Source organism: Azospirillum sp. Sh1, from assembly GCF_008365135.1.
GTDB classification, from domain to species: Bacteria; Pseudomonadota; Alphaproteobacteria; order Azospirillales; family Azospirillaceae; genus Azospirillum; species Azospirillum oryzae.
Genome location: NZ_VTTK01000023.1, coordinates 58,844 through 84,121, shown reverse-complemented (window position 1 = coordinate 84,121; position 25,278 = coordinate 58,844). Strand labels below are relative to the sequence as shown.

15 protein-coding genes are annotated in these 25,278 nt (G+C 69.6%); 6 read left to right on the top strand and 9 right to left on the bottom strand.

Annotation, left to right across the window (positions count from 1 at the left end):
• Positions 1 to 120 precede the first annotated feature (120 nt).
• The 6 genes from FZ029_RS21540 to FZ029_RS21515 form a co-directional block, all read right to left on the bottom strand.
• A complete protein-coding gene (locus tag FZ029_RS21540) occupies positions 121 to 2,973 on the bottom strand; it encodes an ATP-binding cassette domain-containing protein (protein WP_149271843.1) in 2,853 nt (950 codons plus the stop codon).
• Between the two features lie 15 nt (positions 2,974 to 2,988).
• Positions 2,989 to 5,130, bottom strand: coding sequence for an NHLP family bacteriocin export ABC transporter peptidase/permease/ATPase subunit (locus FZ029_RS21535; protein ID WP_149271842.1), 2,142 nt, complete (start codon positions 5,128 to 5,130; stop codon positions 2,989 to 2,991).
• A gap of 1 nt (position 5,131) precedes the next feature.
• Positions 5,132 to 6,589 carry an NHLP bacteriocin system secretion protein gene (locus FZ029_RS21530; protein WP_149271841.1) on the bottom strand — a complete coding sequence of 486 codons (1,458 nt, stop codon included), beginning with the start codon at positions 6,587 to 6,589 and terminating at the stop codon, positions 5,132 to 5,134.
• A 46-nt stretch (positions 6,590 to 6,635) separates the two neighbouring features.
• On the bottom strand, positions 6,636 to 7,733 hold the full coding sequence (locus tag FZ029_RS21525) for a hypothetical protein (RefSeq protein ID WP_149271840.1): 1,098 nt from the start codon (positions 7,731 to 7,733) through the stop codon (positions 6,636 to 6,638).
• Positions 7,734 to 7,935: 202 nt separating this feature from the next.
• Complete coding sequence (locus FZ029_RS21520; protein ID WP_149271839.1) at positions 7,936 to 9,915, bottom strand: ATP-binding protein; 1,980 nt, start codon at positions 9,913 to 9,915, stop codon at positions 7,936 to 7,938.
• A 15-nt stretch (positions 9,916 to 9,930) separates the two neighbouring features.
• A complete protein-coding gene (locus FZ029_RS21515; protein ID WP_247892431.1) occupies positions 9,931 to 10,617 on the bottom strand; it encodes a response regulator transcription factor in 687 nt (228 codons plus the stop codon).
• Positions 10,618 to 10,786: 169 nt separating this feature from the next.
• Here FZ029_RS21515 and FZ029_RS21510 point away from each other — a divergent pair, with 169 nt between their 5' ends.
• A complete protein-coding gene (locus FZ029_RS21510) occupies positions 10,787 to 12,337 on the top strand; it encodes an FAD-binding oxidoreductase (RefSeq protein WP_188052014.1) in 1,551 nt (516 codons plus the stop codon).
• A gap of 13 nt (positions 12,338 to 12,350) precedes the next feature.
• On the opposite strand, the gene FZ029_RS33105 is transcribed toward FZ029_RS21510, so the two are convergent.
• The 3 genes from FZ029_RS33105 to FZ029_RS21500 are packed head-to-tail and all read right to left on the bottom strand — an operon-like array spanning position 12,351 to position 15,889.
• Positions 12,351 to 12,515, bottom strand: a complete 165-nt coding sequence (locus FZ029_RS33105) for a hypothetical protein (RefSeq protein ID WP_188052013.1) — start codon at positions 12,513 to 12,515, stop codon at positions 12,351 to 12,353.
• Complete coding sequence (locus FZ029_RS21505; RefSeq protein WP_149271837.1) at positions 12,512 to 13,645, bottom strand: PepSY-associated TM helix domain-containing protein; 1,134 nt, start codon at positions 13,643 to 13,645, stop codon at positions 12,512 to 12,514. The genes FZ029_RS33105 and FZ029_RS21505 overlap by 4 nt, the downstream gene beginning before the upstream one ends.
• 57 nt (positions 13,646 to 13,702) lie before the next feature.
• On the bottom strand, positions 13,703 to 15,889 hold the full coding sequence (locus FZ029_RS21500; RefSeq protein ID WP_247892430.1) for a TonB-dependent siderophore receptor: 2,187 nt from the start codon (positions 15,887 to 15,889) through the stop codon (positions 13,703 to 13,705).
• A 251-nt stretch (positions 15,890 to 16,140) separates the two neighbouring features.
• Here FZ029_RS21500 and FZ029_RS21495 point away from each other — a divergent pair, with 251 nt between their 5' ends.
• The 5 genes from FZ029_RS21495 to FZ029_RS21475 all read left to right on the top strand — a co-directional run bounded on the left by FZ029_RS21495 (position 16,141) and on the right by FZ029_RS21475 (position 25,181).
• Positions 16,141 to 16,629, top strand: a complete 489-nt coding sequence (locus FZ029_RS21495; protein WP_149271835.1) for a hypothetical protein — start codon at positions 16,141 to 16,143, stop codon at positions 16,627 to 16,629.
• Positions 16,583 to 17,359 (top strand): nucleotidyl transferase AbiEii/AbiGii toxin family protein, encoded by a 777-nt coding sequence (locus FZ029_RS21490; protein ID WP_149271834.1) that lies wholly within the window; start codon positions 16,583 to 16,585, stop codon positions 17,357 to 17,359. The genes FZ029_RS21495 and FZ029_RS21490 overlap by 47 nt, the downstream gene beginning before the upstream one ends.
• Before the next feature lie 170 nt (positions 17,360 to 17,529).
• Positions 17,530 to 18,915, top strand: a complete 1,386-nt coding sequence (locus tag FZ029_RS21485; protein WP_149271833.1) for an efflux RND transporter periplasmic adaptor subunit — start codon at positions 17,530 to 17,532, stop codon at positions 18,913 to 18,915.
• Complete coding sequence (locus FZ029_RS21480; RefSeq protein WP_149271832.1) at positions 18,912 to 22,055, top strand: multidrug efflux RND transporter permease subunit; 3,144 nt, start codon at positions 18,912 to 18,914, stop codon at positions 22,053 to 22,055. The genes FZ029_RS21485 and FZ029_RS21480 overlap by 4 nt, the downstream gene beginning before the upstream one ends.
• A 6-nt stretch (positions 22,056 to 22,061) precedes the next feature.
• The gene (locus tag FZ029_RS21475; protein WP_149271831.1) at positions 22,062 to 25,181 is read left to right on the top strand and encodes an efflux RND transporter permease subunit; all 3,120 of its coding nucleotides are present in this window, start codon (positions 22,062 to 22,064) and stop codon (positions 25,179 to 25,181) included.
• Positions 25,182 to 25,278 lie beyond the last annotated feature (97 nt).

The following is a 25,278-nucleotide window of genomic DNA, read 5'->3' as shown; positions in this document are numbered from 1 at the left end:
GTTCCTAAACAAACGGATTTGTCATCGGCCACGCGCACGGCATCGGCGGCTGCGCCCGGCAGCCGCCGATGGAGAAGAGTCGGCGTCGAGGAAGATTGGAGTGCCGGCGGCCCGAACGCGCTACGCGCCCAGCAGTCCGCGGGCCTGCAGGTCGGCGAAACGGCCGGCATGGGCGACGCGGCCGCCGTCCAGAATCAGGATGCGGTCGGCGCCGCGGATGGTCTCCAGCCGGTGGGCGATGACGATCCGCGTGCAGTCGAGCGACGACAGGGTGCGGATGGTCGCCGCCTGGGTGGCGTTGTCCAGCGCGCTGGTCGCCTCGTCCAGGATCAGCACGTCGGGCTTGGTCACCAGCGCGCGGGCCAGCAGCAGCCGCTGCACCTGCCCGCCCGACAGCGTGCGCGACGCATCGGCGATGGGCGTGCGCACGCCCAGCGGCATCGCCCGGATTTCGTCGGCGATGGCCGACGCCGCCAGCGCGTCCCAGATTTCCGCCTCGGTCGCGTCGCTCAGGCCGCGCACCACGTCGATCAGCGCGCCGGGCGGCAGCTGCGCCCCCTGCAGCACGGTGCCGACCCGCCGCCGCAACAGTCCAAGATCGAGCGAGGACAGATCGTTGCCGTCATAGGTGACGCTGCCCACCCGTGGCCGCTCCAGCCCCAGCAGAATCCGGACGAGCGTGGACTTGCCGCAGCCCGAGCGGCCGAGGATCGCCACATACTCGCCGGCGGCGATGGACAGGTTGAGGTTGGCGAACACCGGAGTTTCCGCCTGGGCGTAATTGAAGTACAGGCCGCTGACCGCGATCTGGCCGGACAGCCGGCCGGGGTCGATCCGTCCCAGCGCCGGCTCCGGCGCGCATTGCAGAACCGGATCGGCGAAGGCGCGGGCGGCGTAGATCTGGTAGAAGGCGCCGAACCCGTCGCCCAGCGCCGCCGCCGCGCCGTTGGCGATCATATAGGCGGTCATCATCGCGACGATGCTGGCGCTGTCGGTCCCGGCGGAATGGAAGACCAGGAACAGCGCCGCCATCGCCAGCACCGGCAGGGCTGAGTTGACCGCCGCCATCCGGCCCTCGATCTCCTGCACCTCCATGCGCTTCTCGCGCATGCCGATGAAGCGCTCCGACCAATGGGTCAGCGCCCAATGCTCGGCGGCGGCCAGACGCAGCTTGGCGATGCCGGTCAGGAACTGCATCGCCAGGGAATCGGCCTGCCCGCTCAGCGCCTCGCCCACCTTGTAGACCCGCGCCCGCAGCACCGCCGATAGAACCGCCAGCCCCAGCTGCACCGCCAGCGCCAGCACCGCCACCACCGCGCCGGCGCCATGGAAGGACGCCATCGCGAAGATGCTGGCCACCAGCACCGCGCCGGTGCCGATGCCGGCGACCGTGAAGCCCTGGGCGGCCAGCGGCAGGGCCATCGCCATCCCCACCCGCGCCGCCATGTCGCCGGCCGAATGCTGGCGCAGCACCGGCATCGGCAGCCGCAGCACCCGGTCCCACAGGCCGGCATGCAGCCCGGCCTCGCGCATCGTCTGCATGCTTTGCCGCGTCACCTCGCCGACGAGCTGGATCACCAGCGTGACGGCGGCGACGCAGCCCAGCAGGATGCCAAGCTCCAGCAGGCCGCCATGGTCGCGCGCCGGCACCAGCGACGAGAAGGCGAACTTCATCCCGAACGGACTGGCGAGGCCGAGCAGCGCGCCCAGCGCCGCCACCGCAAGCGTCAGCAGCCAGAAGGCCGGCGGGGTGCGGACGAACCGCATCAGCGACCCGACGGTCTGCGGCCGGTCCGGCAGCGGCTCCACCATGGTCCAGGCCGACGGCGACAGTCCGGCGGCGACCGGCGCGGTGATGCGGACCGGCCTGGCGCCCTCGCCGGCCAGCAGTTCATAGCCGCGCCCCTTCGGCAGCAGCGCCACCGGCCGGCCGTCCAGCGTCGCGCCGACCAGCGGGCCGAGCGGCCGGCGCCACCAGCCCTCCGTCAGCGTCACCGGCCGCATGTGCTGGCCGGAGGCGCGGGCGATCTCCTCCATCGTCGGCTGCACGTCGAGGTCGCGCTCGCGCAGCAGAGTCGGCCGGCGCAGCCGCAAACGGGGGTTGGTGCGGGCGGCGACCGCGCTCATCGCCGCGAACAGCGGATCGTGGTGGCCGCCGTCCGCCGGCGCCGGCGCTTTTCGGGCATGGTCGAGCAGCCGCCCGGCCAGATGGATGAAACGCTCGCCCTCCTCCGCCTCGCGCGCGCCGCGCAGCGACAGCCGCCCGGCCTCGTCGGCTTCGGCCAGACCGCGGGCGCCCATCAGCATTTCGCCGCAGGCCGCGGTCAGCGCATGGATGCCGGCCAGCGCGGCGGGCAGGTCGCGCGGCAGCGGGCGGCGGCCGAAGACGATGCGCATCGGCCCCGCCGCCTTCAGCCACGCGCGCGGCGGCAGCGGCATGATGCCCTGGATGATCTCCTGCTCCAGCAGCATTGCGCCGGGGGCGGGCACCGCGCACCACAATCCGGCCTCCTGCACCATCGCCAGCTGCCCGTCCGCCAGCTCCACCGCCATGCCGCTGCGGGCCTGCCGGTCGATGCGCTCGGGATGCCAGAGGATGGCGGCGATGCCGGAGATCAGGGTGGACGACCACGCCTCCATCCCCGCCAGCAGAGCATCCGGCTCGATCTCCTCCAGCGGCTCGGCGACGGCCTCCAGCCGCGACCCGGCCGCCGGGACGGCGATCAGTTCCTGCATGAAGGCGTCGATGCCGACCAGCAGGCTGCCCGCCGGAAGGCGGCCGAGGAACAGGCGGGAGCCGGCGTTGGCGCCCATGGCGGCGACGGCGAAGATGTCGGCCTCGCCCTCCTCCAGAAACCAGACCGATCCTGCCGGCTCCAGCGCCACCGCCGGCTGCTGGAAGGCGATGACGGGAGCGCCGGACATCTCCTGGATGTCGGGTTCCGGCAGGGCGGCTTCGGCTGCTGTCGTCATCTGCGGCTCATCCGGTCAGGCCATGCTTAGCATCAGCGAGGAAAAGGCACCCGCGCGGCGCGCCAGCTCGGCCGGCGGGCCGGACTCGACGATCTCGCCGCTCTGCATCACCAGCACCCGGTCGCAGTCGCGGATCGCCGTCAGCCGGTGGGCGATCACCAGCATGGTGGATCCCCGGCGGCGCAGGTTGGACAGCAGCTGTGCCTGGGTGTGGTCGTCCAGCGCGGCGGTCGCCTCGTCCATCACCAGGATGCGCGGGTTCTGCACCAGGGCGCGCGCCATCTCGATGCGGGCGCGCTGGCCGCCCGACAGGTTGGCCCCGCCTTCGCTGACCGGGGAGGCATAGCCGTCGCGGCGGTCGATGATGATGTCGTGGATCACCGCGTCGCGGGCGGCGGCGAACAGCCGCTCGTCCGACACCGTCGGGTCCCAAAGGGCGATGTTGTCGCGCACGCTGCCTTCGAACAGCGTCACGTTCTGGTCGACGACCTGCACGCTCTGGCGCAGCACCCGGCGCGGGATCTCGCGCAGCGGCTTGCCGTCGAGCAGCACCTCGCCCGACCAGGGTTCGTAAAGCCCGGCGGTCAGCAGAGCCAGCGTCGATTTGCCGGAGCCGGAGCCGCCGACCACCCCGACCCGCTCGCCCGGCTCGATGGTCAGCGACAGGCCGCGGATCAGCGGCGGCGCCCGGCGGGAATGGCCGAAGGTCACGTCGCGCAGCTCGATCCGCCCGGTCAGCCGGCGCAGTACGGCGGGGGCCTGCTGCGGCTGCGGCTGCCGGAATTCCTCGGCGATGGGATGCTGCATGGTGTCGTCGAGCAGGCGCAGATAGGAGCGCGCCTCCTGGATGCGGGCGCCGAGCTGGACGAGGCGCGACACCGGCGCCAGGAAGGCCGACATCAGCACCATGAATCCCATCATGGCGCCGATGGTCATGCCGCCTTCCGCGACGATGCCGCCGCCGACGGTGACCACGGCGGCCGACGCCACCCCGCCGACGAAGGCCGGCAACAGCCGCAGCACGGCGCGGCGCAGCATCAGCGACTGGCGGATGTTCAGCACGCGGGCATGGCGGGCGACAAGCCGCTCGAACAGCAGCCGCTCCGCCCCCGCCGCGCGATAGGTCTCGATCATGCGCAGCCCCTGCTTGGCGTCGGCGCCCTCCTGCGCCGATTCGTTCAGCAGGCGCTGCTGCCCCTCCTCCAGCTGGCGCGACAGCAGGGCCAGCGCCAGCGCGAGGCTGGCGGCGGCGGCCACGGCGACCAGCGCCAGCGCCGGCTGGTAGAAGGCCATCGCCGCCAGATAGGTCAGCGCGGTCAGGATCGCGAACAGGCAGCCGCCGATCTCGCCGGCCAGCAGTTCGGCCAGCCGGTCGCTCTGCATGATGCGGTCGGCGACCGCCGCCGGCCCGCGCTGGCCGAAGAACCCCATCGGCAGCCGCAGCACCCGCTCCATGAAACCGATGCCGCCCAGCAGGGCCAGCCGGGTCTCCAGCCGGTGCAGCACGCTCTTCTGCAGCCATGTGAAGGTCAGCGTGACCGCGCCGACCAGCATCATCGCGCCGATCAGCGGGGTCATCCAGTCGGCCAGCCCGCCGACCAGCACGCTGTCCATGAAGATCTGGCGGAAGGCGGGGAACAGCATGCCGGGGATCGCCAGCAGGAGGCTGATCGCGGCGGCGAACCACACCGCCCCCCAGGATTTGCGCAGCCGCCGGGCGAGCCCGCGCAGCGCGCTGGGGGCGGAACCGCCCTTGCGGAACTCCGGCCCCGGCGCCATCAGCAGGGCGATGCCGGTGAACTGGCGGCGGAATTCGGCATCGTCGACGCGGCGCCGGCCGCGCGCCGGGTCGTTCAGATACCACCAGCGCCCGCGCCGCCCCTCCAGCACCAGGAAATGGTCCATTCCCCAATGCAGGATCATCGGCCCGGCCTGTCCGGCCAGCCCCTCCGGCTCGGTGCGGACGCCGCGGGCCTGCAGCCCCAGTTCGCGCGCGGCCTGGACCAGATTGGCGGCGCGGCTGCCGTCGCGCGAGATGCCGCAGCGCTCGCGAAGATCCTCCAGCGTCAGCCAGCGGCCGTAATGGGCGGCGACGATGCCGAGCGCCGCGGCGCCGCATTCCGCCGCCTCGATCTGCAGGATCGACGGGGTGCGCATCTCAGGCCCCGGACGCCGCCGGCGCGGCCTTGGGAGCCTTGCCCGCACCCGGCTCCGTCGCCACGTCGGTCAGATCCAGCCGAAGCCATTGTTGCAGGATGGGCAGGGCCAGCGCGATCAGCCGGACCTTCTGCACGGTGATCTCCACCGACACCAGCGTGCCGCCATCCATCGAGAATTTCGGAGGATTGCCGGTGGACCAGCGCAGCGCGCCGGCCGGGTCGCGCTCCAGCCGGATCATGATCTCGAAGGGGGTGCGCAGCGTCTTCTGGAATTCACCGACCAGCGCGTCGTTCTGCAGGGTGCGCAGCATGCCGACGCTGCTGGCGGGGGTGTCGGCCACGCGGTCGACCCGTCCGATCAGGTGCCCATGCTCCTCCTTGCGGACGGATGCCGGCGATACGTCGGCCTCCATGCCATGGCGCAGCTTCTTGCCGTCCTGCGCCCCGACATAGACCAGGGCCACCAGATCGCCGCCCGGATTGCCCCCCTGGCCGGCCAGCGCGCCGTCGCGCTCGATGCTGACGATCGGCGCCCCGCTCGACACCACCTGCCCGATGTTCGCCTTCGCCTCCACCACGCGGCCGCCATAGGGCGACAGCACCGCGGCATAGCGCTTCAGCCGGTCGCGGGCGGATTCCACCGCGCGCGCGGCGGTCGCCACCCGCTGCTCGGCCGCCAGCATGTCCTTCTCGCGCTGGGTCTGGCGGCGGGCGGCGTCGAGCGTCATGGTCTGCAGCTCGTTGCGCTGGGCCTCCAGGTCGGAGCGGATGGTGAACAGCTCGATCTTGGCGGAGATGGCGCGGTCGCGGGTGATCAGTCCGCGTTCGGCGAGCTGGCGGACCAGCTCCTCGCGCTCGCTCATCATGCGCTGGCGTTCCTGCAGCGACGCGATGTTGCCGTTGACCGCCTGCTCGCGCGCCTGCCGCCAGACCTCGTCGGCATGCAGGTCGCGCTCCTGGAAGCGTTGCATGTCGTCGCGGGCGGCGATTGCGTCCTGCAATTCGCCCTCGGCCTCCGCCAGCCGCAGCTTCTGCTCGCTCTGGTCGACAAGCGCGACGACGTCGCCGGGGTGGATCACGTCGCCCGGCTTGAAGCGGATGTCGTTGATCCGGCCGCTGGATTCCGACACCACGTCGATGACGCCGCCCGGACTGACCAGAATGCCCTGCCCGGTGATCTTGATCGGCACGTCGGTGAAGGACGCCCAGACCACGACGCCGACCACCAGCAGAGCCAGCGTGACGCAGAAGGCCAGCACCGGCGGCCGCACCACCTCCAGCGCATCGTCCACCTGCGACACGGAGGTGGCGGCCTCCGCGGCCTCGGCGCGGAAGCTCGCCTTGCCGCCATCCTTGCCGGTATTGCCGCCGGAAGCGGCCGGACCGCCGCCCCCGGCCGGCGAAGTCGCCGCTGCCGGCCGTTCCGCCTGCCGTTCCGCCGTCGCGCTGTCGCTCATGCCGCGATGCCGTCCGCCGCCATGACCACCGCCGATCCGCCCGGCATCACCACTTCTTCATCTTCTTCTTGATGGAGTTGGTGACGCTCTTCGCCGTGTTCGACACGCTGTTGACGGTGCTCTGCGCCGTGCTGGACACGTCGTGAACGGCCGTCTGCGCGGTGTTGCTGACCGTGCTGGCGGTGTTCTGCGCCGTGTTGGACACCGTGTGCGCCGCGTCGGTCACCGCCGGGGCCGCGGTGGTCGCGACCGACTGCGCGGTGTTGGCGACCGTGTGGGCGGCGTCGGTGACGGCCGGCGTGGCCGCGGTCACCGCCTGGGCGCCGGCATGTTCGAGCGGGGCGGTGTTGACGGTGACCTCCTGGCCCACCGTGACGCCGCCGATGCCGATCGCCGCGGTGGCGCCGAGCCCAAGGGTGACGTGGCCGTCGGCATAGCCCGCCGTGACCTCGGTGCCGGCACCGACCGATCCGGAATCGATGACGCCGACCGTGGTGGTGCTGCTGACGTCGTTGTTGCCGGCGGTGACCGATGCCGTCACCTCCACGTAATTGCCGGCATAGGTGCTGACGTCGCCATGGACGCCGCTCGCCCCGATGGAGCCGCTGACCTCGGCGCCGGCGCCGACCGCAATGGTCTGGGTGACCGTGCCCTCCACCGTGACGCCGTGGCCGACATTGCCGCCGACCGTGGTTTCGGTGGTCACCGAAACGCCGACCGAGCCGGATGCCGAGCCTTCCACGCCGGTGTAGGACACCGAGACGCTGGCGCTGCCGCTGACGCCGGCCTCATAGCTGATGGTCTGGGTGACCGGCCCGTTGGTCACCGTCACGCTGCCGTGGCTGCCGGCAAAGCCGTCCGCCGTCGCGGTGACGCCGCCCGACCCGACGGTGACGCCGGCCGACCCGCTGGCGCCGGCCCCGACCTCGGTGGTTACGGTGGCGCCGCCGATGTCGTGGCTGGAGGAGGTGGAAACGCCGACGCTGCCCGACGCGCTGGCGACCTCGACCCCGACGCTGACGCTGACCCCGTTCTCATCCTCCTGCGCATGACCGGATTGGGCGTTGGTCGATCCGGTTCCGCCCACCACCACCAGAAGCTCGTCATCGGAAATTTCGACCATCGCCGCCTGCGTCTTGCTCATGCCTGCAATCCCTGGTTATTGGATGATCGGAAGTGATTCGCCCCAGCATTGGCCACCGCCGGGATCCGCGCAAAGTTTGCGCCAAATCCTTTGTATGGGTGCCAACCGTTCGAGGTAATCCCATGTTTATGGGAGATCTGGAGAAACCGGGATTTTTGCAAGTTCTGGTGGCGCCGAATCGATGCCTGCTCTATCGGATGCTTTAAAAGTCCGGCAGGCGGAATGGCAAATCGATGACGACCCGGGTTCCATCAGGACCGGTGGCCAGGGTCAGGTCGGCACCCAGCGACGCCGCGCGCTGGCGCATGTTGTTCAGGCCCTTGCCGGGCCCTGCGGCGATTCCGTCCGGAATGCCGCGCCCTTCGTCTTTGACGACGATGCGGACCGCGAAGCGTCCGTTGCCGTCCGGAGCCGGCGCCATGGCGATGCCGACCCGGCGGCAGCCGGAATGGCGCACCGCGTTGGTCACGGCCTCCTGCAGGATGCGGAACAGGGTCAGGGCATGTTCCGACCTGAGCCCCTCGATGTCGGGCAACGGCGCCATCTGCCAGTCGAGTTCCATCCCCTGCGCCTGGAGCTGGGGACCGATGCGCTCGTGGAACTGCGCCAGCATCATGCCCAGGTCGTTGCCGACATCGTCCAGCGACGCCACGACCAGCCGCAGATCGTCCAGCGCCTGCCGGGCTGCGGCGCCGATGCGGCGGTAATCATGCTGCGGCAGCTCGCATTGGGCGACGATCGACACCAATTGCCCGGCCAGCCCGTCATGCAGATCGCGGGTCAGGCGCAGCCGTTCGCTTTCCAGCGCGACGGCGCGGGTCTGCGCCTGTTCGCGGGCGAAACTGGCCCGCAGCTCGGTCTCCGCCGTCGCCACCTCGCGCCGCAGGATGTCGTTGAAGCGGCTGACCTCGCCCAGCGCCTGGGCGAACCGCCACATCAGCGTCGCGCTGATCACCGTCATCAGCAGCGGCGCCATGTAGCGGGTCATCGACGGCACGCGCAGGTCCAGAACGCCGGTCACCGACAGGATGTCATGGCCGGCCATCAGCGCGATGACGATCAGGCCGCCAAGCACGAGCTGGGCGGCGGCATGGTTCCGCCGGATCGCCGCCGACAGCACGATCCAGCCCGACCAGCCCAGCATCGCCACCGCCCAGGGGATCACGAGGACGAGCCACAGCCACGCGAACCACGGCTGCAGCGTCGGCGGATCGAATGCCGCGAGCAGGAACGCGCCGGCGACCACCGCCGGAATCACCAGCAGCCAGCGCAGCGGAACCGTCAGTTCGCGCCCGACCAGACGGGACATCACGAAGGGCAGCAGCGCCCCCTGCCACTGGCCGGCGAAATTGAGGACGCGATACAGCCGCTCCAGGCCGTTCGGCTCGGTGCCCAACATCGGCAGGCCCTGCAGCACGCCCAACCCCAGGATCAGGCTCATCACCAGATGGATCGGCTCGTCGCGATGGCCGGCCCACACGATCAGCAGGGACAGGCACAGGGCCGCCTGCCACGCAACCAGCAGGCGCGGCAGCGTGACCATCATCCATTCGCGCTGGCTGTAGGCGGGACGAAGCAGGCGGTCGGGACCGACCACCACCGTGTCGAGAAAGCCGCCGGACTGGCTCCAGGCCACGATGCGGATGTCGATCCGATTGTCGCCATCCTTCAACAGCGGCCGGGGGATCGGCTGGATCAGCGGCAGCGACTGGTTGACGACCACGTCGGACTGGATGGTCATGCTGTCGATCAGCAGCGCCCCGTTCAGCCACAGCGTCGCGCGCCCGGACAGGATCGGCACGTAGATCGACCAGAGGTCCACGTCGCCCGGATCGTCGCCGGGATCATAATGGAAAGTCAGGCGGAACAGGCCGGAACAGCCGACCGGATCGGGAACGGCCTTGCAGCGGTAAGGCAGCGGGACGGCGGCGGCCCCCGGCGGCATCGTCTCGGGCGGCGGACGTTCCATGGCCAGATCCATGGCCACCGGGGCGAAGGTCGCCTCGGCGACGGCCAATCCGCCCTCCGGCATCTCCGGGGTCGCCGTCACCAGCCCGAGCCCGAAGATCGCGGCCAACCCGTAATACAGGAGCAGCAGCGGGCCGCGGCCTCTCAGCCATGCCCGCAGGCGCTCCGGCAGGGACGGACCGGACGCCGGCAGACCGGCGATATGCTGGCTCAAATTCGCCTCAAGGCGTCAGTCCGACAGCTTGATGATTCTCCGCTCCACCGCAGTGTAGACCGCTTCGCTCCGGGAATTAACCTCAAGCTTGCGGTAGATGTTCTTGATGTGGCTGGGAACCGTCTGCCGGCTGATGCCCAGCCGGGCCGCGATGTCGTTGTAGGTGAAGCCCTTGGCGATGCCCCACAGGATGTCCATCTCGCGCGGGGTCAGGGCGGGCGGCGCCTCCTCCGCCAGGGCCGGCGGAGCGGTCTGGGTCTGCCGGATGATGTGGCGGGCGATGGAGGCGGAAATCGGCGACCGGCCGTTGGTCAGGTCGTGGATCGCCGCGATCAGGTCGATCGGCCGCGCGTCCTTCAGGATGTAGCCGGATGCACCGGCCCGCACGGCCTGCATCACCGACGGCTCGTCGCCCAGGACGGAGATCACCATGATCTCGGTCTCCGGCATGCGTTGCCGCACCTCGCGGATCAGGTCGCTGCCATGGCCGTCGGGAAGCTTCAGGTCGGTCACCAGCACGCCCGGACGGCCGATCTCCAGCGCCGCGCGCGCCTCCGCCAGCGTTCCGACCGAAGCCTGCAGGCGGATCCCCTCGCCAGCGGCCAGCGACGCGGCCAGGAAGTCACGGGTCGGCGCGTCGTCCTCCACCAGGACCACGGAGATGACGCCGCCGGCATCGGCGGCCGATCGTGCCTGATCCACTGTGACGACCCCATGCGGACTGTCGGATCGAATCTTCGATTCGGAATTCATCATACCGGGGCGCAGTGGCAAATCGCCATACCATGAAAACGGGATGCCTTCCCCGGTATGCAGTCTGCCACCATGGACCGTACCGCCGCCACGACGACCGCATCGGGACCGCCCCAAAATGCCCAGGATGCCCACGCCGCCCGCCCTCCTTGCCGCTTCGCCTGCCACCAGCGAACCGCCCGCCGACGCGCTGGAGGAGTGGCGGCGCATCGTCGGGCCGGAGCATGTCCGAACCGAGGAGGCGGAGCGCCAGGACTGGGGCCGGCGCACCTTCGCGCCGGATGTCCGGGTCTCGGCCGTCGTCAGTCCGGGCGATGCCGAGCAGACGGCCGCCTGCCTCGCCGTCGCCACCCGGCACCGCCTGCCGGTCCATCCGGTCAGCCGCGGCGCCAACTGGGGGCTGGGGTCGCGGGCGCCGACGCGGGACGGGGCGGTGGTGCTCGATCTCCGGCGGCTCGACCGCATCTCCGGCTTCGACGGCGAGCGCGGGCTGGTGCGGGTCGAGGCCGGGGTGACCTTCCGGGCGCTGGCCGACTTCCTGGCGGAGCGAACCGACCGCTTCTTCATCCCCGTCATCGGCGGCCCGGCGGAGGCCAGCGCGCTCGCCAACGCGCTCGACCGCGGCGACGGCAGCATGGGCGAGCGCTGGACCTCGCTGTGCGAGCTGGACGTCGCCTTGCCGGACGGCCGGCGGCTGCGGACCGGCTGCGGGCCGCTGGGGGCGGAGCGGACGGCCGGGCTGGACCCGGCGCCGGCCGGGCCGCTGATCGATGGGCTGTTCAGCCAGTCGAACCTCGGCGTGGTGACAAGCGCCGTCATCCGGCTGGAGGCGATGCCCAGCGACCTCGCCATCCTGTCGGTGGATATCGGCGGCCTCGACGCCCTGCCCGCCTTCCTGGAGCTGTGGCGCGACTGCCAATGCGAGCAATCCCTGCCCGACCGGTCGCTGACCCTGTGGAACGGCATCAAATGGCTGGCGCTCGACGATGTCCGCGCGGCCGTCCCGACCGACCGGCTCGCCCCGGCGGCCCTGAACGAGTGGCACGCCTCCGCCCTGATCCGCGCGGAGGCGCCGGAGGTGCTGGAGGCCCGCGCCGGCCGCCTGTCCCGCCGCTTCGCCGCGGTGTCCCAGGCGGTGGAACTGGACATCGCCCGGCGGGACGGCGCCTGGATCGAGGGATTCGAGGATTGGCTGGGCGTGCCGGACGGACGCAACCTGCGAACGGTCTATTGGCGCAAGGATCGGCACCCCGACCTCGCGGCGGCCGACCCCGACCGCGACGGCTGCGGCCTGATCTGGCTCTGCCTCGCCTTCCCCTTCGAGTTCGGAGCGCTGGCCGATTACCTGAGCTGGGCGCGCGACCGGCTGGAGCAGGCCGGCATCGACCTGAATGTCGGGATCGAGTCCAACGGCTTCCGTTGCCTGCTGACCTATTTCACCCTGGGATTCGACCGGATGATGCCGGGTGCGGACGAGGCCGCCCTCGCCGCCTACCGGGATCTGATCGGAACCGCGCTGGAACGGGGCTTCGCGCCCTATCGGCTGGCGAACGGCCTGCCGGTGCCCGAGGCGCTGCGCCGATCACCCGCCGCCGCCCTGCTGACGGAGCTGCGTGCGGTGGGCGACCCGGCCGGTGTCCTGTCTCCGGGCCGCAACGGCGTTGGCTAAGCCCGCTCCCAAATCAGGACGGCCATTGCCGCCACAGCTTGGCCGCGCAGACGGCCAGCGGCACCGACAGGGTCGCCCAGCACAGCCAGTCCCACACGCCGTCGCCCAGGATGGCGGCGGCAAGCCCGATGATGGAGAGCACGGCCAGCGCGGCCGGAATGCGCCAGACGCCGGTCATGCCTTGCTCCCCAGCTTGGCGCCGGTTGCAGCCGATGCCGCCCGCGCCCGCGGCCGTTTCAGCCAGACGACGAAGCCGGTCACCGTCACCACGCCGGTGACGATGGTGAACAGCGCCCAGACGATCTGCAGCGGCAGCCCGCCGTAATCGCCGAAATGGAACGGCCCCGACAGCATCAGCACCGTCATGTACCAGGGCGTGCCGGCCGCCTCCGCCACCACGCCGGTCTCGGCGTCGACCAGGGCGACGCTGAGCAGACGCTGGGTCAGTTCGGTGTGGCCGCGCACCATCACGCTGAAATGGCGGCTGCCGGCATATTCGTTGCCGGGATAGGCGATGAAGGCCAGATCCTTGCCGGGAAAGGCGGCCAGCCCGGCTTCGGCCACCCGGTCGATCGACACAGGACTTCCGGTCATCGGCTCGGGATGGCGGGCGGTCATCGCCGCCAGCTCGGTCTTCTGCCAATAGCCGGTGATCAGCGGCGAGAAGGACAGGATGGCGCCGGTCAGCCCGACGACGAAGGCCCAGACCAGCGTCGCCACGCCGAACAGGTTGTGCAGGTCGATGTTGCCGATGCGCGTCCCCCGCCCGAAGCGCAGGATGCCGAAGGCCAGCTTCTTCATGAAGGGGCCGTAGACGACCAGCCCGCTGACCGTGCTGACCACGAACAACAGCCCCATCACCCCGACGAACATCTGCCCGGCGAAGCCGGTGAACAGGTCGACATGCAGCTTCAAGAGGAAGCCGACCAGCGTCTCCGTCGGCTGCTTCAACATCTGGTTGGCGCCGGTGAAGCCGTTCAGCACCACCCAGCGCCCCAGCTCGAATCCGCTTTCCTCCGGCGGGCCCAGATAGATGTAGTTGACCGCCTTGTCCTCCGGATCGAAGGACAGCAGCTTGGGCTGCAGCGCCGGATCGGCCTTCTGCGCGATATCGACCAGCGACTGGAGCGGCAGGCGGGCCTGCCCCTCCGTGTAGCTGCTGTCCAGCTCCTCCCCCATCAGATGCTGGATCTCGTGGTGGAACACCAGGATCAGCCCGGTCACGCAGAGGATCAGCAGGTTCGCCGAACAGATCAGGCTGGTCCAGCGGTGGACGAGGCGCCAGCCCCGCAGGCTCGCAGGCGTCATGACGGCTTCCTTCGGCAATGACGGAAGAAGGGGGGAAGGAGGGACGGCACGGGCGGCTTACCAGCGATAGCGCAGGCCGGCGGTCACCGTCCGCTGATAGCCGTAGGCGCACCACTCGCCGTAATAGCAGGAGGCGACATACTCCTTGTTGAACAGGTTCTTGCCGTTGACGGTGACCTCCGCCCCCTGGAGCTTGGAGGACAGGGCGCCCAGGTCGTAGGACACGGTGGCGTCCACCAGCGTGAAGGACGGCACCTTGAAGGTGTTCGCCGTGTTCATGGTGCTGCCGGTGAAGCGCACGCCGGCGCCGACGCCGAGCCCGGTCAGCGGGGTGCCTTCCGGCATGTGGTACATGGCCCAGGCCGACGCCTGATGGCGCGGCACCGCCGCCAGGCGCTTGCCCTCCAGCCCGTCATTGTCCTTGGTGTATTTGGTATCGAGGTAGGTGTAGGTGCCGATCAGCTCCAGATCCTTGGTCACGCCGACCTTGGCCTCCAGCTCGATGCCGCGCGCCCGCGCCTCGCCGCTCTGGACGGAGAAACCGGGGTGGGCGGGATCGCTGGTCGTCAGGTTGCTGCGGGTCAGGTCGAACAGGGCCGCGGTGAACAGGCTGTTCATGCCCGGCGGCTGGTACTTCACGCCGACCTCGTACTGGGTGCCTTCCTCCGGCTTGAAGGGCGTGCCGGCGAAATCGACGCCGCTGCTGGGCGTGAAGGATTCGGCATAGCTGATGTAGGGCGCGATGCCGCTCTCGAAGACATAGGTCAGGCCGGCGCGGCCGGTCCAGGCCTGATCGGACTGGGTGGTGCTGCCGAAGGCGGTGGTCGAGGTGGTCTTCGCCCAGTCGCGGCGTCCGGCCACCGTCAGGATGAAGCCGCCGAGCCGCATCTGGTCCTGCAGATAGATGCCGGTCTGGCGCCCGTCGATGTCGGTGCGGCTGACCGCCGGCGGGGTGACGGCGACGCCATAGACCGGGTTGAACACGTCGATCGACGGCGCCAGTCCGAAGCCGGCGGTGTAATGACCGTCGAGCCGCTGGTAATCGACGCCGGCCAGCACGGTATGGCCGACCGGACCGGTGGAGAAGCGCCCTTCGATCTGGTTGTCGAAGGCGTAGGCGTTCATCTCCTCCCGCGAGGTGGCGATGCCGCGATAGAGTGTGCGGTAGTCCGCCGACAGGCCGTTGGCGTACAGGCTGTCGTAGGCGACCTTGGCGTTCAGCCAGCGCCCGTTCAGCCGCAAGGTCCAGACGTCGCTCAGTTTCTTGTCGAAGGCGTAGCCGACCGAGGCCTGACGGCGGTCGAACTTCTCGAAATTCGGATCGCCGTCATAGAAATCGACCGGGATCCTGCCCAGCGGGTTCGACAGCACCGTGCCCTGCGGCGGGATGCCGCCATAGGAATTGCCCTTCGGATCGTGCTGATAGAAGCCCAGCAGGGTCAGGCTGGTCTCGGCATCCGGCTTCCAGGTGAAGGAGGGGGCGACGGCGATGCGCTCGTTCTCCGTCATCCGGATCTGGCCGTCCTCGCTCAGGCCGACGGCGGTCAGGCGGTAGAGGAACTTGCCGTCCTTGTCGATCGGGCCGGAGAAGTCGGCGGTGCCGCGCCAATGGTTGTCGGTGCCGTATTCGATCCCGACCTCGTTCAGCGCGGTGGCGGTCGGGCGCTTGGAAACCTGATTGATCAGGCCGCCGGCCGGCGACTGGCCATACAGAACGGAGGTCGGGCCCTTCAGCACCTCCGCCCGCTCCAGCAGATAGGGGTCGATCTGCGACGCCGCGTAGTAGAGCGACTGCAGCTTCAGCCCGTTCAGATAGGTGTCGGCGTCGAAGCCGCGGACCTTCAGCTGGTCATAGCGGGTCGCCACCGCGCCACGCGTCTCCGCCGTCACGCCGGCGGTGTAGCGCACCACCTGATTCAGCGTCTGGGCGTTCTGGTCGCGGATCTGGTCGGCCGGAATGACCGAGATCGACTGCGGCGTCTCGATCAGCGGCGTGTCGGTCTTGGTGCCGGTCGCCTGCTGGTTGGCGACATAGCCGGTCACCGGCGACAGCGCCGTTTCCCCCTGCCCGGTCACCGTCACCGCCGGCATCTGCAGTGCGGCACCATCGGAGCCCTGCTCGCTTGCGCTCTGGCCACCGATACTTTGGGCCCCCGCCACCGCCGGCACCATCAGACCGCTCAGCACCACGGCGCCGAATGCCGCCCCACGCGACACCCGGCCGCCCTCAACCCGTTTCTTCACTTGCTTGCCCCCAGCACGAATAAGAATCATTCGCAGTTGAGAGCCCTCATAATGCAAATGATTATCAAGTTCAATGCCTATTCGCGTATGTGCTGCGACGATCGCATCCTGCTGGCGGTCCCATCACCGCCGAGCCGCCACCGGCGCCATGACAGCGCGCACCGGCCGCCCGCAAGCGGCCGGCTCATTGACTCTCCACGTTCAACCAATCATATTGATTTCAGTTGGATATTTTTCCTGGATGTCAAATCGTGACGGCGCCGATGAATGGAACCTTGCCGATGCGCATCCTCCACGACCTGCGCCGCAGCGGTGTGGTGACCGTCGCGTCGGGTACGCTGGTCGGGCGTTTTGGGTCCGCATCGACGGTAAGCCGTGCGCTGAGGAAACTCGTCGCCGCGGAGAAGCTCGAACCCATCCAGCGTGGCCTCTACCGCGTCCTGCCGGAACGGGAGCCGCGCCTCGCCTTCAACCGGGCCTGGAGCAATCCCGGCGGCAGGTTCGATCCCGACCACCTGATCGCCATGACGCTTTCCCGGCCGACGTTCAGGGACGTTGCCCGGCTTTGCAAATCCTACGGCGTCGGCCGGGTACGCCGTGTCCTGAACGACCTCGAAGCGGAGAAGGACGTCCCGTCCGTCCTGGCTTCGGAATGGCGGCATCGCCTGGACAACATCGAGAAGGGGTTCCGGGATGCTGCGCGTCGACTGTCTGCCGGGCGAAACCAAGCAGCTGCTTGAGGCGATTTCGGCCATTCCGGAAATCGGCCGGTTCACGCTGATCGGGGGCACAGCTCTGGCGCTCTCGTGGGGACACCGCCGCAGCGAGGATCTCGATTTCGCCTTCCCCGGAAACAAACTGCCGCGCGACAGCTGCCGGACCATTCTTGACCGCCTCGGTGCCCAGGGCTGGCGGATATCGGACATCTCCAGCGAGATGGCGCGCATGTATGCCGAGAATGACGGCGACGACCTTGCCGACACCCAGCAGGACTGGCTTTGCCGGACTGGCAGAGCGGAGACCGGCGTCAAGCTGACCTTCTTTGCCGATTATTCGCCGAAGCGGCAGCAGCCCTACGCGCTGGAGCCGGCGCGCCTGCGTTGCGTCAAGGTGATGCCGCCGGACGGGATTTTCCTGCTTAAGTCCCAGCTCATCCTGCGTCGGACGACATCGCGCGACCTGTTCGACCTGTGGTCGTTCCTCGAACGCGGCAAGACCATCGACGCAATCCTCGACGCCGCGAAGCAGGAGAACCCGTATCTCTCCTATGAGAAACTCCGCACCCATTTGCTGCCGTCGCGCCTGCCCCGCACCGATCCGGGCCTGACGGCTCTGGTCGATGACGGCCCTACGGACTTCGATTCCCTTAAGACCGCGATCACCAGGCATCTGGACCGATACGAGGAAGCCCTTGCGGCGGAGATCCTGGTAAACGACCGCAATGATCCGGCGGGCGACGCCACCCCATAAAAGCTGCAATCGCCGTGATCCACCGCGGAGAGGCGTGCGTCCCTGCGCGAAAAATCTTCGCCGCCCCCCGACGAATCCCTCCCGCCGCTGCGTATCAGGAACGGACAGCAAGACCGCGGCGGGCGAAAGCGCCGTCCGGTCGAGCGTCGGGACAAGCGTCGGAACAGGTCATGACGATTCGTTGGAAGCCGGTGGTCACCGGTGTTGTTCTTGCCGGACTGATCGGCGGCGTCGGTTACGCGGTTCAGCAGAAGCTGGCCCCTCAGGCGGCGAAGCAATCGACCGGCGCCGGCGGCCCGCCGCCCGGCCCTCCCGGCGCACCTCCCGGCGGCCCCGGCGGCGCGCGCAGCAACGTGGTGGCGGTGCAGGCCGGCACCGTGGCGCGGGAGGATGTGCCGATCTGGTTCGACGGCATCGGCACGGTCCAGGCCTTCAACAGCGTCACCATTCGCGCCCGCGTCGATGGCGAGCTTCAGCGCGTCTCCCTGCAGGAAGGGCAACTGGTCAAGACCGGCGACCTCCTTGCGACCATCGATTCCCGCCCGCTCCAGGCCCAGCTCGCCCAGGCCGAGGCGAAGAAGGCGCAGGACGAGGCGCAGCTCGCCAACGCGCGGCGCGATCTCGAGCGCAACATGAACCTGAAGGAGTTCGCCTCCCGCCAGACGGTGGACACCCAGCGCGCGCTGGTCGCCCAGTACGAGGCGCAGATCCGGGCCGACGAGGCGGCGATCGAGGCGGTGCGGGTCCAGCTGAACTACACCACCATCACCGCCCCCATCAGCGGCCGCATCGGCCTGCGCAACGTCGACCAGGGCAACGTGGTGCGGGCCAGCGACCAGAGCGGCATCGCCACCATCACGCAAATCCAGCCCATCGCCGTCATCTTCACCCTGCCGGAGAAGCAGCTGCAGGCCGTGCTCGCCACCCAGGCGCAAGGACCGGTGACGGTCGAGGCGCAGGACCGCGAGGGCCGCCGCGTGCTCGACACCGGCGCGCTGGCGGTGGTGGACAACCTGATCGACACCGGCACCGGCACCATCCGCCTGAAGGCGCAGATGCCCAACGACCCGCAAAAGCTGTGGCCGGGCCAGTTCGTCAATGTCCGCCTGCTGTCCACCGTCCGCCGCGGCGCCACCACCGTGCCGGCCACCGTGGTGCAGCGCGGACCGCAGGGCACCTACGCCTATGTCATCAAGGACGACCTGACGGTGGAGCAGCGCCCGATCAAGGTCGCCCGCCAGGAGGAAACCAAGGCGATCATCGACGAGGGCCTGACCCCCGGCGAGCGGGTGGTGGTGGACGGCCAGTACCGTTTGCAGCCCGGCTCCAAGATCCGCATCGTCGAGCCCATCGCCTCGGCCGCACCGGTTGGCGCCGCCCCCGCCCCTGCCACCCCCGCGCCGGAGTCCGCCCCCGCCAACCGGCCGCAGGACCAGCCACACGACCCGGCCGCGCGCGAGGAACGGCGGCGCGAGCGCCAGCAGCAGCGCGAGAACAACGGCGCCTCTCCCACTCCCGGCCCCGCCGCCCCGCGTGAGGGACGGCAGCCCTCATGAACATCTCCGCCCCCTTCATCCTGCGGCCGGTCGCCACCGGGCTGCTGATGCTGGCGGTGGTGCTGCTGGGCCTGCTGGGCTACAGCGCGCTGCCGATCTCTTCGCTGCCGACGGTCGATTTCCCGACGGTGCGCGTCACCACCCAGCTGCCGGGCGCGGCGCCGGAGGTGATGGCGTCGTCCGTCACCGCCCCCCTGGAACGGCAACTCGGGCAGATCGCCGGCATCTCCTCCATGGTGTCGACCAGCTCCTTCGGGTTGTCGGTCATCACCCTGCAGTTCGACCTGACCCGCGACATCGACGCCGCCTCGCAGGACGTGCAGTCGGCGATCAGCGCCGCGTCCGGCACGCTGCCCAAGGGGCTGCCGAACCCGCCGGTCTATGACAAGGTCAATCCCGCCGACACGCCGGTCATGGTGCTGGCGCTGAGTTCGGACAGCCTCCGCCTGGAGACCGTCAGCGACGCCGCCGACACGCTGCTGGCGCAGAAGCTGTCCCAGGTCGACGGCGTCGGCTATGTCGGGATCGAGGGCGGACTGCGCCCGGCCGTGCGCGTCCAGGTCAACCCCGCCGCCGTCGCCGGTCTCGGCCTGACGCTGGAGGATGTGCGGACCACCATCACCCAGGCCAACGTCAACGCGCCGAAGGGCAGCTTCGACGGCCCGCGCCAGTCCTGGTCCATCGGCGTCAACGACCAGATCGAGAATGCCGCCGCCTACCGCCCGATCATCATCGCCTACAAGAATGGCGGCCCGGTGCGGCTGACCGACATCGGCACCGTGGTCGATTCGGTGGAGAACACCCGGCTCGCGGCGTGGCATGACGGCAAGCCGGCGGTGCTGCTGAACGTGCTGCGCCAGCCCGGCGCCAACATCATCGACACGGTGGACCGCATCCACAAGCTGCTGCCGTCGCTCCAGGCCAGCCTGCCGCCGCAGATCCACATGGCGGTGCTGACCGATCGGACGGAGACCATCCGCGCCTCGGTGGTCGACGTGCAGAAGACGCTGGTGCTGACCGCCGGGCTGGTGGTGCTGGTGATCTTCCTGTTCCTGCGCAAGGCGTGGGCGACGGTGATCCCGGCGGCGGCATTGCCGCTGTCGCTGATCGGCACCTTCGGCATCATGGCGCTGTGCGGCTTCAGCCTGGACAACCTGTCGCTGATGGCGCTGACCATCGCGTCCGGCTTCGTCGTCGACGACGCCATCGTGATGATCGAGAACATCGTCCGCCACATCGAGAAGGGCGAGAAGCCGATGCAGGCGGCCTTGAAGGGCGCCCGCCAGATCGGTTTCACCGTCGTTTCGCTGACCCTATCCCTGATCGCGGTGTTCATCCCGCTGCTGTTCATGGGCGGCGTGGTCGGCCGGCTGTTCCGCGAGTTCGCCATCACGCTGTCCATCGCCGTGCTGGTGTCGGCGGTGATCTCGTTGACGCTGACGCCGATGATGTGCGCCCGCCTGCTGAAACCGGAGGCGGAGACCAAGCCAAATGCCCTGTTCCGCTGGACCGAACGCGGCTTCGACGCCCTGCTGAACGGCTACGCCGCCTCGCTCCGCTTCGTGCTGCGCCACCAGCCGGCGACTTTGCTGGTCACCATCGCCACGCTGGCCGCCACCCTCTACCTCTACGACGTGGTGCCGAAGGGCTTCCTGCCGCAGCAGGACACCGGCGTCATCATCGGCGTGACCGACGCCGCGCCCTCCATCTCGGTCAAGGCGATGGCGGAGCGCCAGCGCGAGGTCGCCGACATCGTGCGGCGCGACCCCGACGTGGCCGGTGTGGCGAGCTTCGTCGGCACCGGCACGGTGAACGCCACCACCAACACCGGCAACCTGACCATCGCGCTGAAGCCGCGCGACCAGCGGAGTTCCTCGGCGGAGGAGATCATCGCCCGGCTGCGCGCCGCCACCGGCGACCTGAAGGGCGTGTCGCTGTTCATGCAGGCGGTGCAGGACGTACAGATCGACAGCCGCGTCAGCCGCACCCAATACCAGTACGTCCTTCAGGACGCCGACCCGCGCGAACTGGAGAACTGGACGCCACGCCTGCTGGACGCCCTGCGCGCCCGGCCCGAGCTGACCGACGTGGCGAGCGACCAGCAGCCCGACGGCCTGCAGGTCTACCTGACCATCGACCGCGACGCCGCCAGCCGCCTGCATGTCCTGCCCCAGGCCATCGACGACACGCTGTACGACGCCTTCGGCCAGCGTCAGGTCTCCACCATCTACACCCAGACCAACCAGTACCGCGTGATCCTGGAGGTCGAACCGTCCTTCCAGATGGACCCGGCGTCGCTGTCCAAGATCTATGTGAAGGCCAGCGGCGGCACCGTCGTGCCGCTGAATGCCGTGGTGTCGGTGGAGCGCAAGACCGCCCCGCTGGTCATCACCCACCAGGGCCAGTTCCCGTCGGTCACCCTGTCCTTCAACGTGGCGCACGGCGTCTCGCTGGGGGCGGCGGTCGCGGCGATCCAGGAGGCGCGCGGCAGCATCGGCATGCCCGACACCGCGACCGCCCGCTTCGCCGGCACGGCGGCCGAATTCCGCTCGTCGCTCGACACCCAACCCTGGCTGATCCTGGCGGCGGTGGTCGCGGTCTATATCGTACTGGGCGTGCTGTACGAGAGCACGATCCATCCCATCACGATCCTGTCGACCCTGCCGTCCGCCGGCATCGGCGCGCTGCTGGCGCTGATGGCGACCGGCCACGACCTGTCGCTGATCGCGCTGGTCGGCATCGTGCTGCTGATCGGCATCGTCAAGAAGAACGCCATCATGATGATCGACTTCGCCCTGGAGGCGGAGCGCAACCAGGGCATGGCGCCGGAACGCTCGATCTACGAGGCGTCGCTCCTGCGTTTCCGCCCGATCATGATGACCACCATGGCCGCCCTGCTGGGCGCCCTGCCGCTGGCGCTGGAGAACGGCACCGGATCGGAACTGCGCAAACCGATGGGCATCGCCATCGTCGGCGGCCTGCTGCTCAGTCAGGTGCTGACGCTCTACACCACGCCGGTCGTCTATCTCTACATGGACCGTCTCGGCAACCGGCTCGGCCGCTTGCTGCGGCCATGGCGGCGCAAGGAGGTTGCAGAACCCGGCAACGACAGCTCCGCCGGCCGGGCGGCGGCGGAGTAGCCGGCCATGCTCCCCGCAAATCTTCTCCCCTCCGCCGCCTCGCTCTCCGCCGCCTTCATCCGGCGGCCGGTCGGCACGTCGCTGCTGATGGTCGGGCTGATGATCCTCGGCATGGTGGCCTACCGCTTCCTGCCGGTGGCGCCGCTGCCGCAGGTGGAATTCCCCACCATCATCGTCACCGCCTCGCTGCCCGGCGCCAGCCCGGAGACCATGGCCGCCTCCGTCGCCACGCCGCTGGAACGCCGGCTCGCCCGCATCGCCGGCGTGTCGGAGATGACCTCCAACAGCAAGCTCGGCAGCACCACCGTCGTCGTGCAGTTCGACCTGAACCGCGATGTCGAGGCGGCGTCGCGCGACGTGCAGGCCGCCATCAACGCCGCCGGCGGCGACCTGCCGGCCGACCTGCCCAGCCCGCCCAAGATGCGGCGCATCAACCCGGCCGACGCGCCGGTGATGACGCTGGCCATGACCTCCACCACCCTGGCCCCGGCCGACCTCTACAACCTTGCCGACAGCATCATCGGCCAGCGCCTGAGCCAGATCGAGGGGGTGGCCCAGGTCTCCATCAACGGGGCGGAGAAGACGGCGGTGCGTGTCCGCGTCAACGCCGCCGCGGCCGCCAACATGGGTGTCAGCCTGGAATCGATCCGCAGCGTCATCTCCCAGGCCAATGCCAACGGGCCGAAGGGCAGCTTCGACGGCACCCATGAATCCTGGTCCATCGGCGCCAGCGATCAGCTGTTCGGCGCCGACGCCTACCGCAAGCTGATCGTGACCGAGAAGAGCGGCGCCACCATCCGGCTCGGCGACGTCGCCGAGGTGATCGAGGCGCCGGAGAACAGCCGCACCGCCGCCTGGCAGGACGGCCAGCGCGCCGTCCTGATCAACATCCAGAAACAGCCCGGCTCCAACGTGGTGGAGACGGTGGACCGCATCCGGGCGGAGCTGCCGACGCTGCGCGGCTGGATGCCGCCGGGGGTCAGCCTGTCGGTGCGCACCGACCGCACGCCGACCATCCGCGCCTCCATCGACGACGTGCAGAAGACGCTGGCGGTCACGGTGGCGCTGGTGGTGATGGTGATGGCGCTGTTCCTGCGCCGGCTGTGGGCGACGGTCATCCCGGCGGCGTCGGTGCCGCTGTCGCTGGCCGGCACCTTCGGCGTGATGTGGATCGTCGGCTACAGCCTGGACAATTTCTCGCTGATGGCGCTGACCATCTCGGTCGGCTTCGTGGTCGACGACGCCATCGTCGTCATCGAGAACATCGTCCGCCACATCGAAAAGGGCGCCAAGCCGTTCGAGGCGGCGGTGAAGGGCGCGCGGCAGGTCGCCTTCACCGTGATCTCCATCAGCCTGTCGCTGGTCGCCGTCTTCATCCCCATCCTGTTCATGGGCGGCATCCAGGGCCGGCTGTTCCGCGAATTCGCCGTGGTGCTGTCGGTCGCCATCGCCGTCTCGGCGGTGGTGTCGCTGACCCTGACCCCGATGATGTGCGCCCATCTGCTGGCGCCGGAGGCGGAGCGCGGCCCCCCCGGCCGCCTTGCCCGTGCGCTCGCCTGGATCGGCGACCGCCTGTTCGGCCTCTATGCCGCCGGGCTGGACTGGGTGCTGGCCCACCGCCGCACCATGCTGGCGGCGACCTTCGCCATCATCGGCGTCAGCGTCTGGCTCTACGGGCAGGTGCCGAAGGGCTTCGTGCCGCAGCAGGACACCGGCCTGCTGATCGGCTTCAGCGATCCGCCGCCCGACATCTCCTTCAAGGCGATGGTGACGCGCCAGCGCGCGTTGCAGGACGCGGTGGCCGGTGACCCGGCGGTGGACAGCGTCGGCGGAACCATCGGCGGCGGCGGTCCGGGCGGCACCTATTCCGGCCAGATCTTCATCGGCCTGAAGCCGAAGGCGGAGCGTGACGATCTCCAGACCGTCACCCAGCGGCTGCGCCAGCGCGCCGGCCGGGTGCCGGGGGTGCAGCTTTACCTGATGCCGGTGCAGGACATCCGCGTCGGCGGCTTCCAGGGGCGCAGCCAGTACCGCTACAGCCTGCAGGACGCCGACATCGGCGCGCTGAACGAATGGGCGCCCAAGCTGGTGGAAAAGATGCGCACCCTGCCGGAGCTGGTCGACGTCGCCAACGACCGCCAGAACGGCGGCATCCAGGCCAACGTCATCGTCGACCGCGACGCCGCCACCCGCCTCGGCGTGTCGTTGAGCAGCCTGGAGGCGACGCTCTACGACGCCTTCGGCCAGCGGCAGGTCTCGACGATGTATCTGGCGCAGAACCAGCACAAGGTGGTGCTGGAGGTCGCGCCATCCGAGGCGCTCGGCCCCGACGACCTGAAGCGCATCTATGTGTCGGGCCGCAGCGGCATGGTGCCCCTGTCGGCGGTGTCGCGCGTCGTCATCGGCAACCAGGCCGCCAGCATCCAGCACCAGAGCGGCTTCCCGGTCGCCAACCTGACCTTCGACCTCTCCCCCGGCGTCTCGCTGTCCCAGGCGACCGAACTGATCCAGCGCGCGGCCGACGACATCGGCATGCCCGCCAGCATCCGCGCCGGCTTCCAGGGCGACGCGCGGGCCTTCCAGCAATCCTCGTCCAGCCAGCCGCTGCTGATCCTGGCGGCGCTGATCACCATCTACATCGTGCTGGGGGTGCTCTACGAAAGCCTGATCCACCCGCTGACCATCCTGTCGACCCTGCCGTCGGCCGGGCTGGGGGCGCTGATCGCGCTGATCCTGACCGGCTACGACCTGTCGATCGTGGCCCTGATCGGCATCATCCTGCTGATCGGCATCGTCAAGAAGAACGCCATCATGATGATCGACTTCGCCCTGGAGGCGGAGCGGGAACGCGGCCTGTCGCCCCTGGAGGCGATCCGCGAGGCCGGACTGGTCCGCTTCCGCCCGATCATGATGACGACGATGGCGGCGCTGCTCGGCGCCGTTCCGCTGGCCTTCGATTACGGCACCGGCGGCGAGATCCGCCGGCCGCTCGGCATCGCCATCATCGGCGGCCTTCTGGTCAGCCAGATGCTGACGCTCTACACCACGCCGGTGGTCTATCTGACCCTGGAACGGCTGGCCCTGCGGCGCACCCGCCGCGCCGCCATCGCCGCCCCGGCGGAATAGGGGGCGGCGGATGGGCAGGCTTTCCGTAATCCTCAGGATTTCCCTCACCCTCGCGAGATCCCCTCTCCCCCCCGGGGAGAGGGTTAGGGTGAGGGGG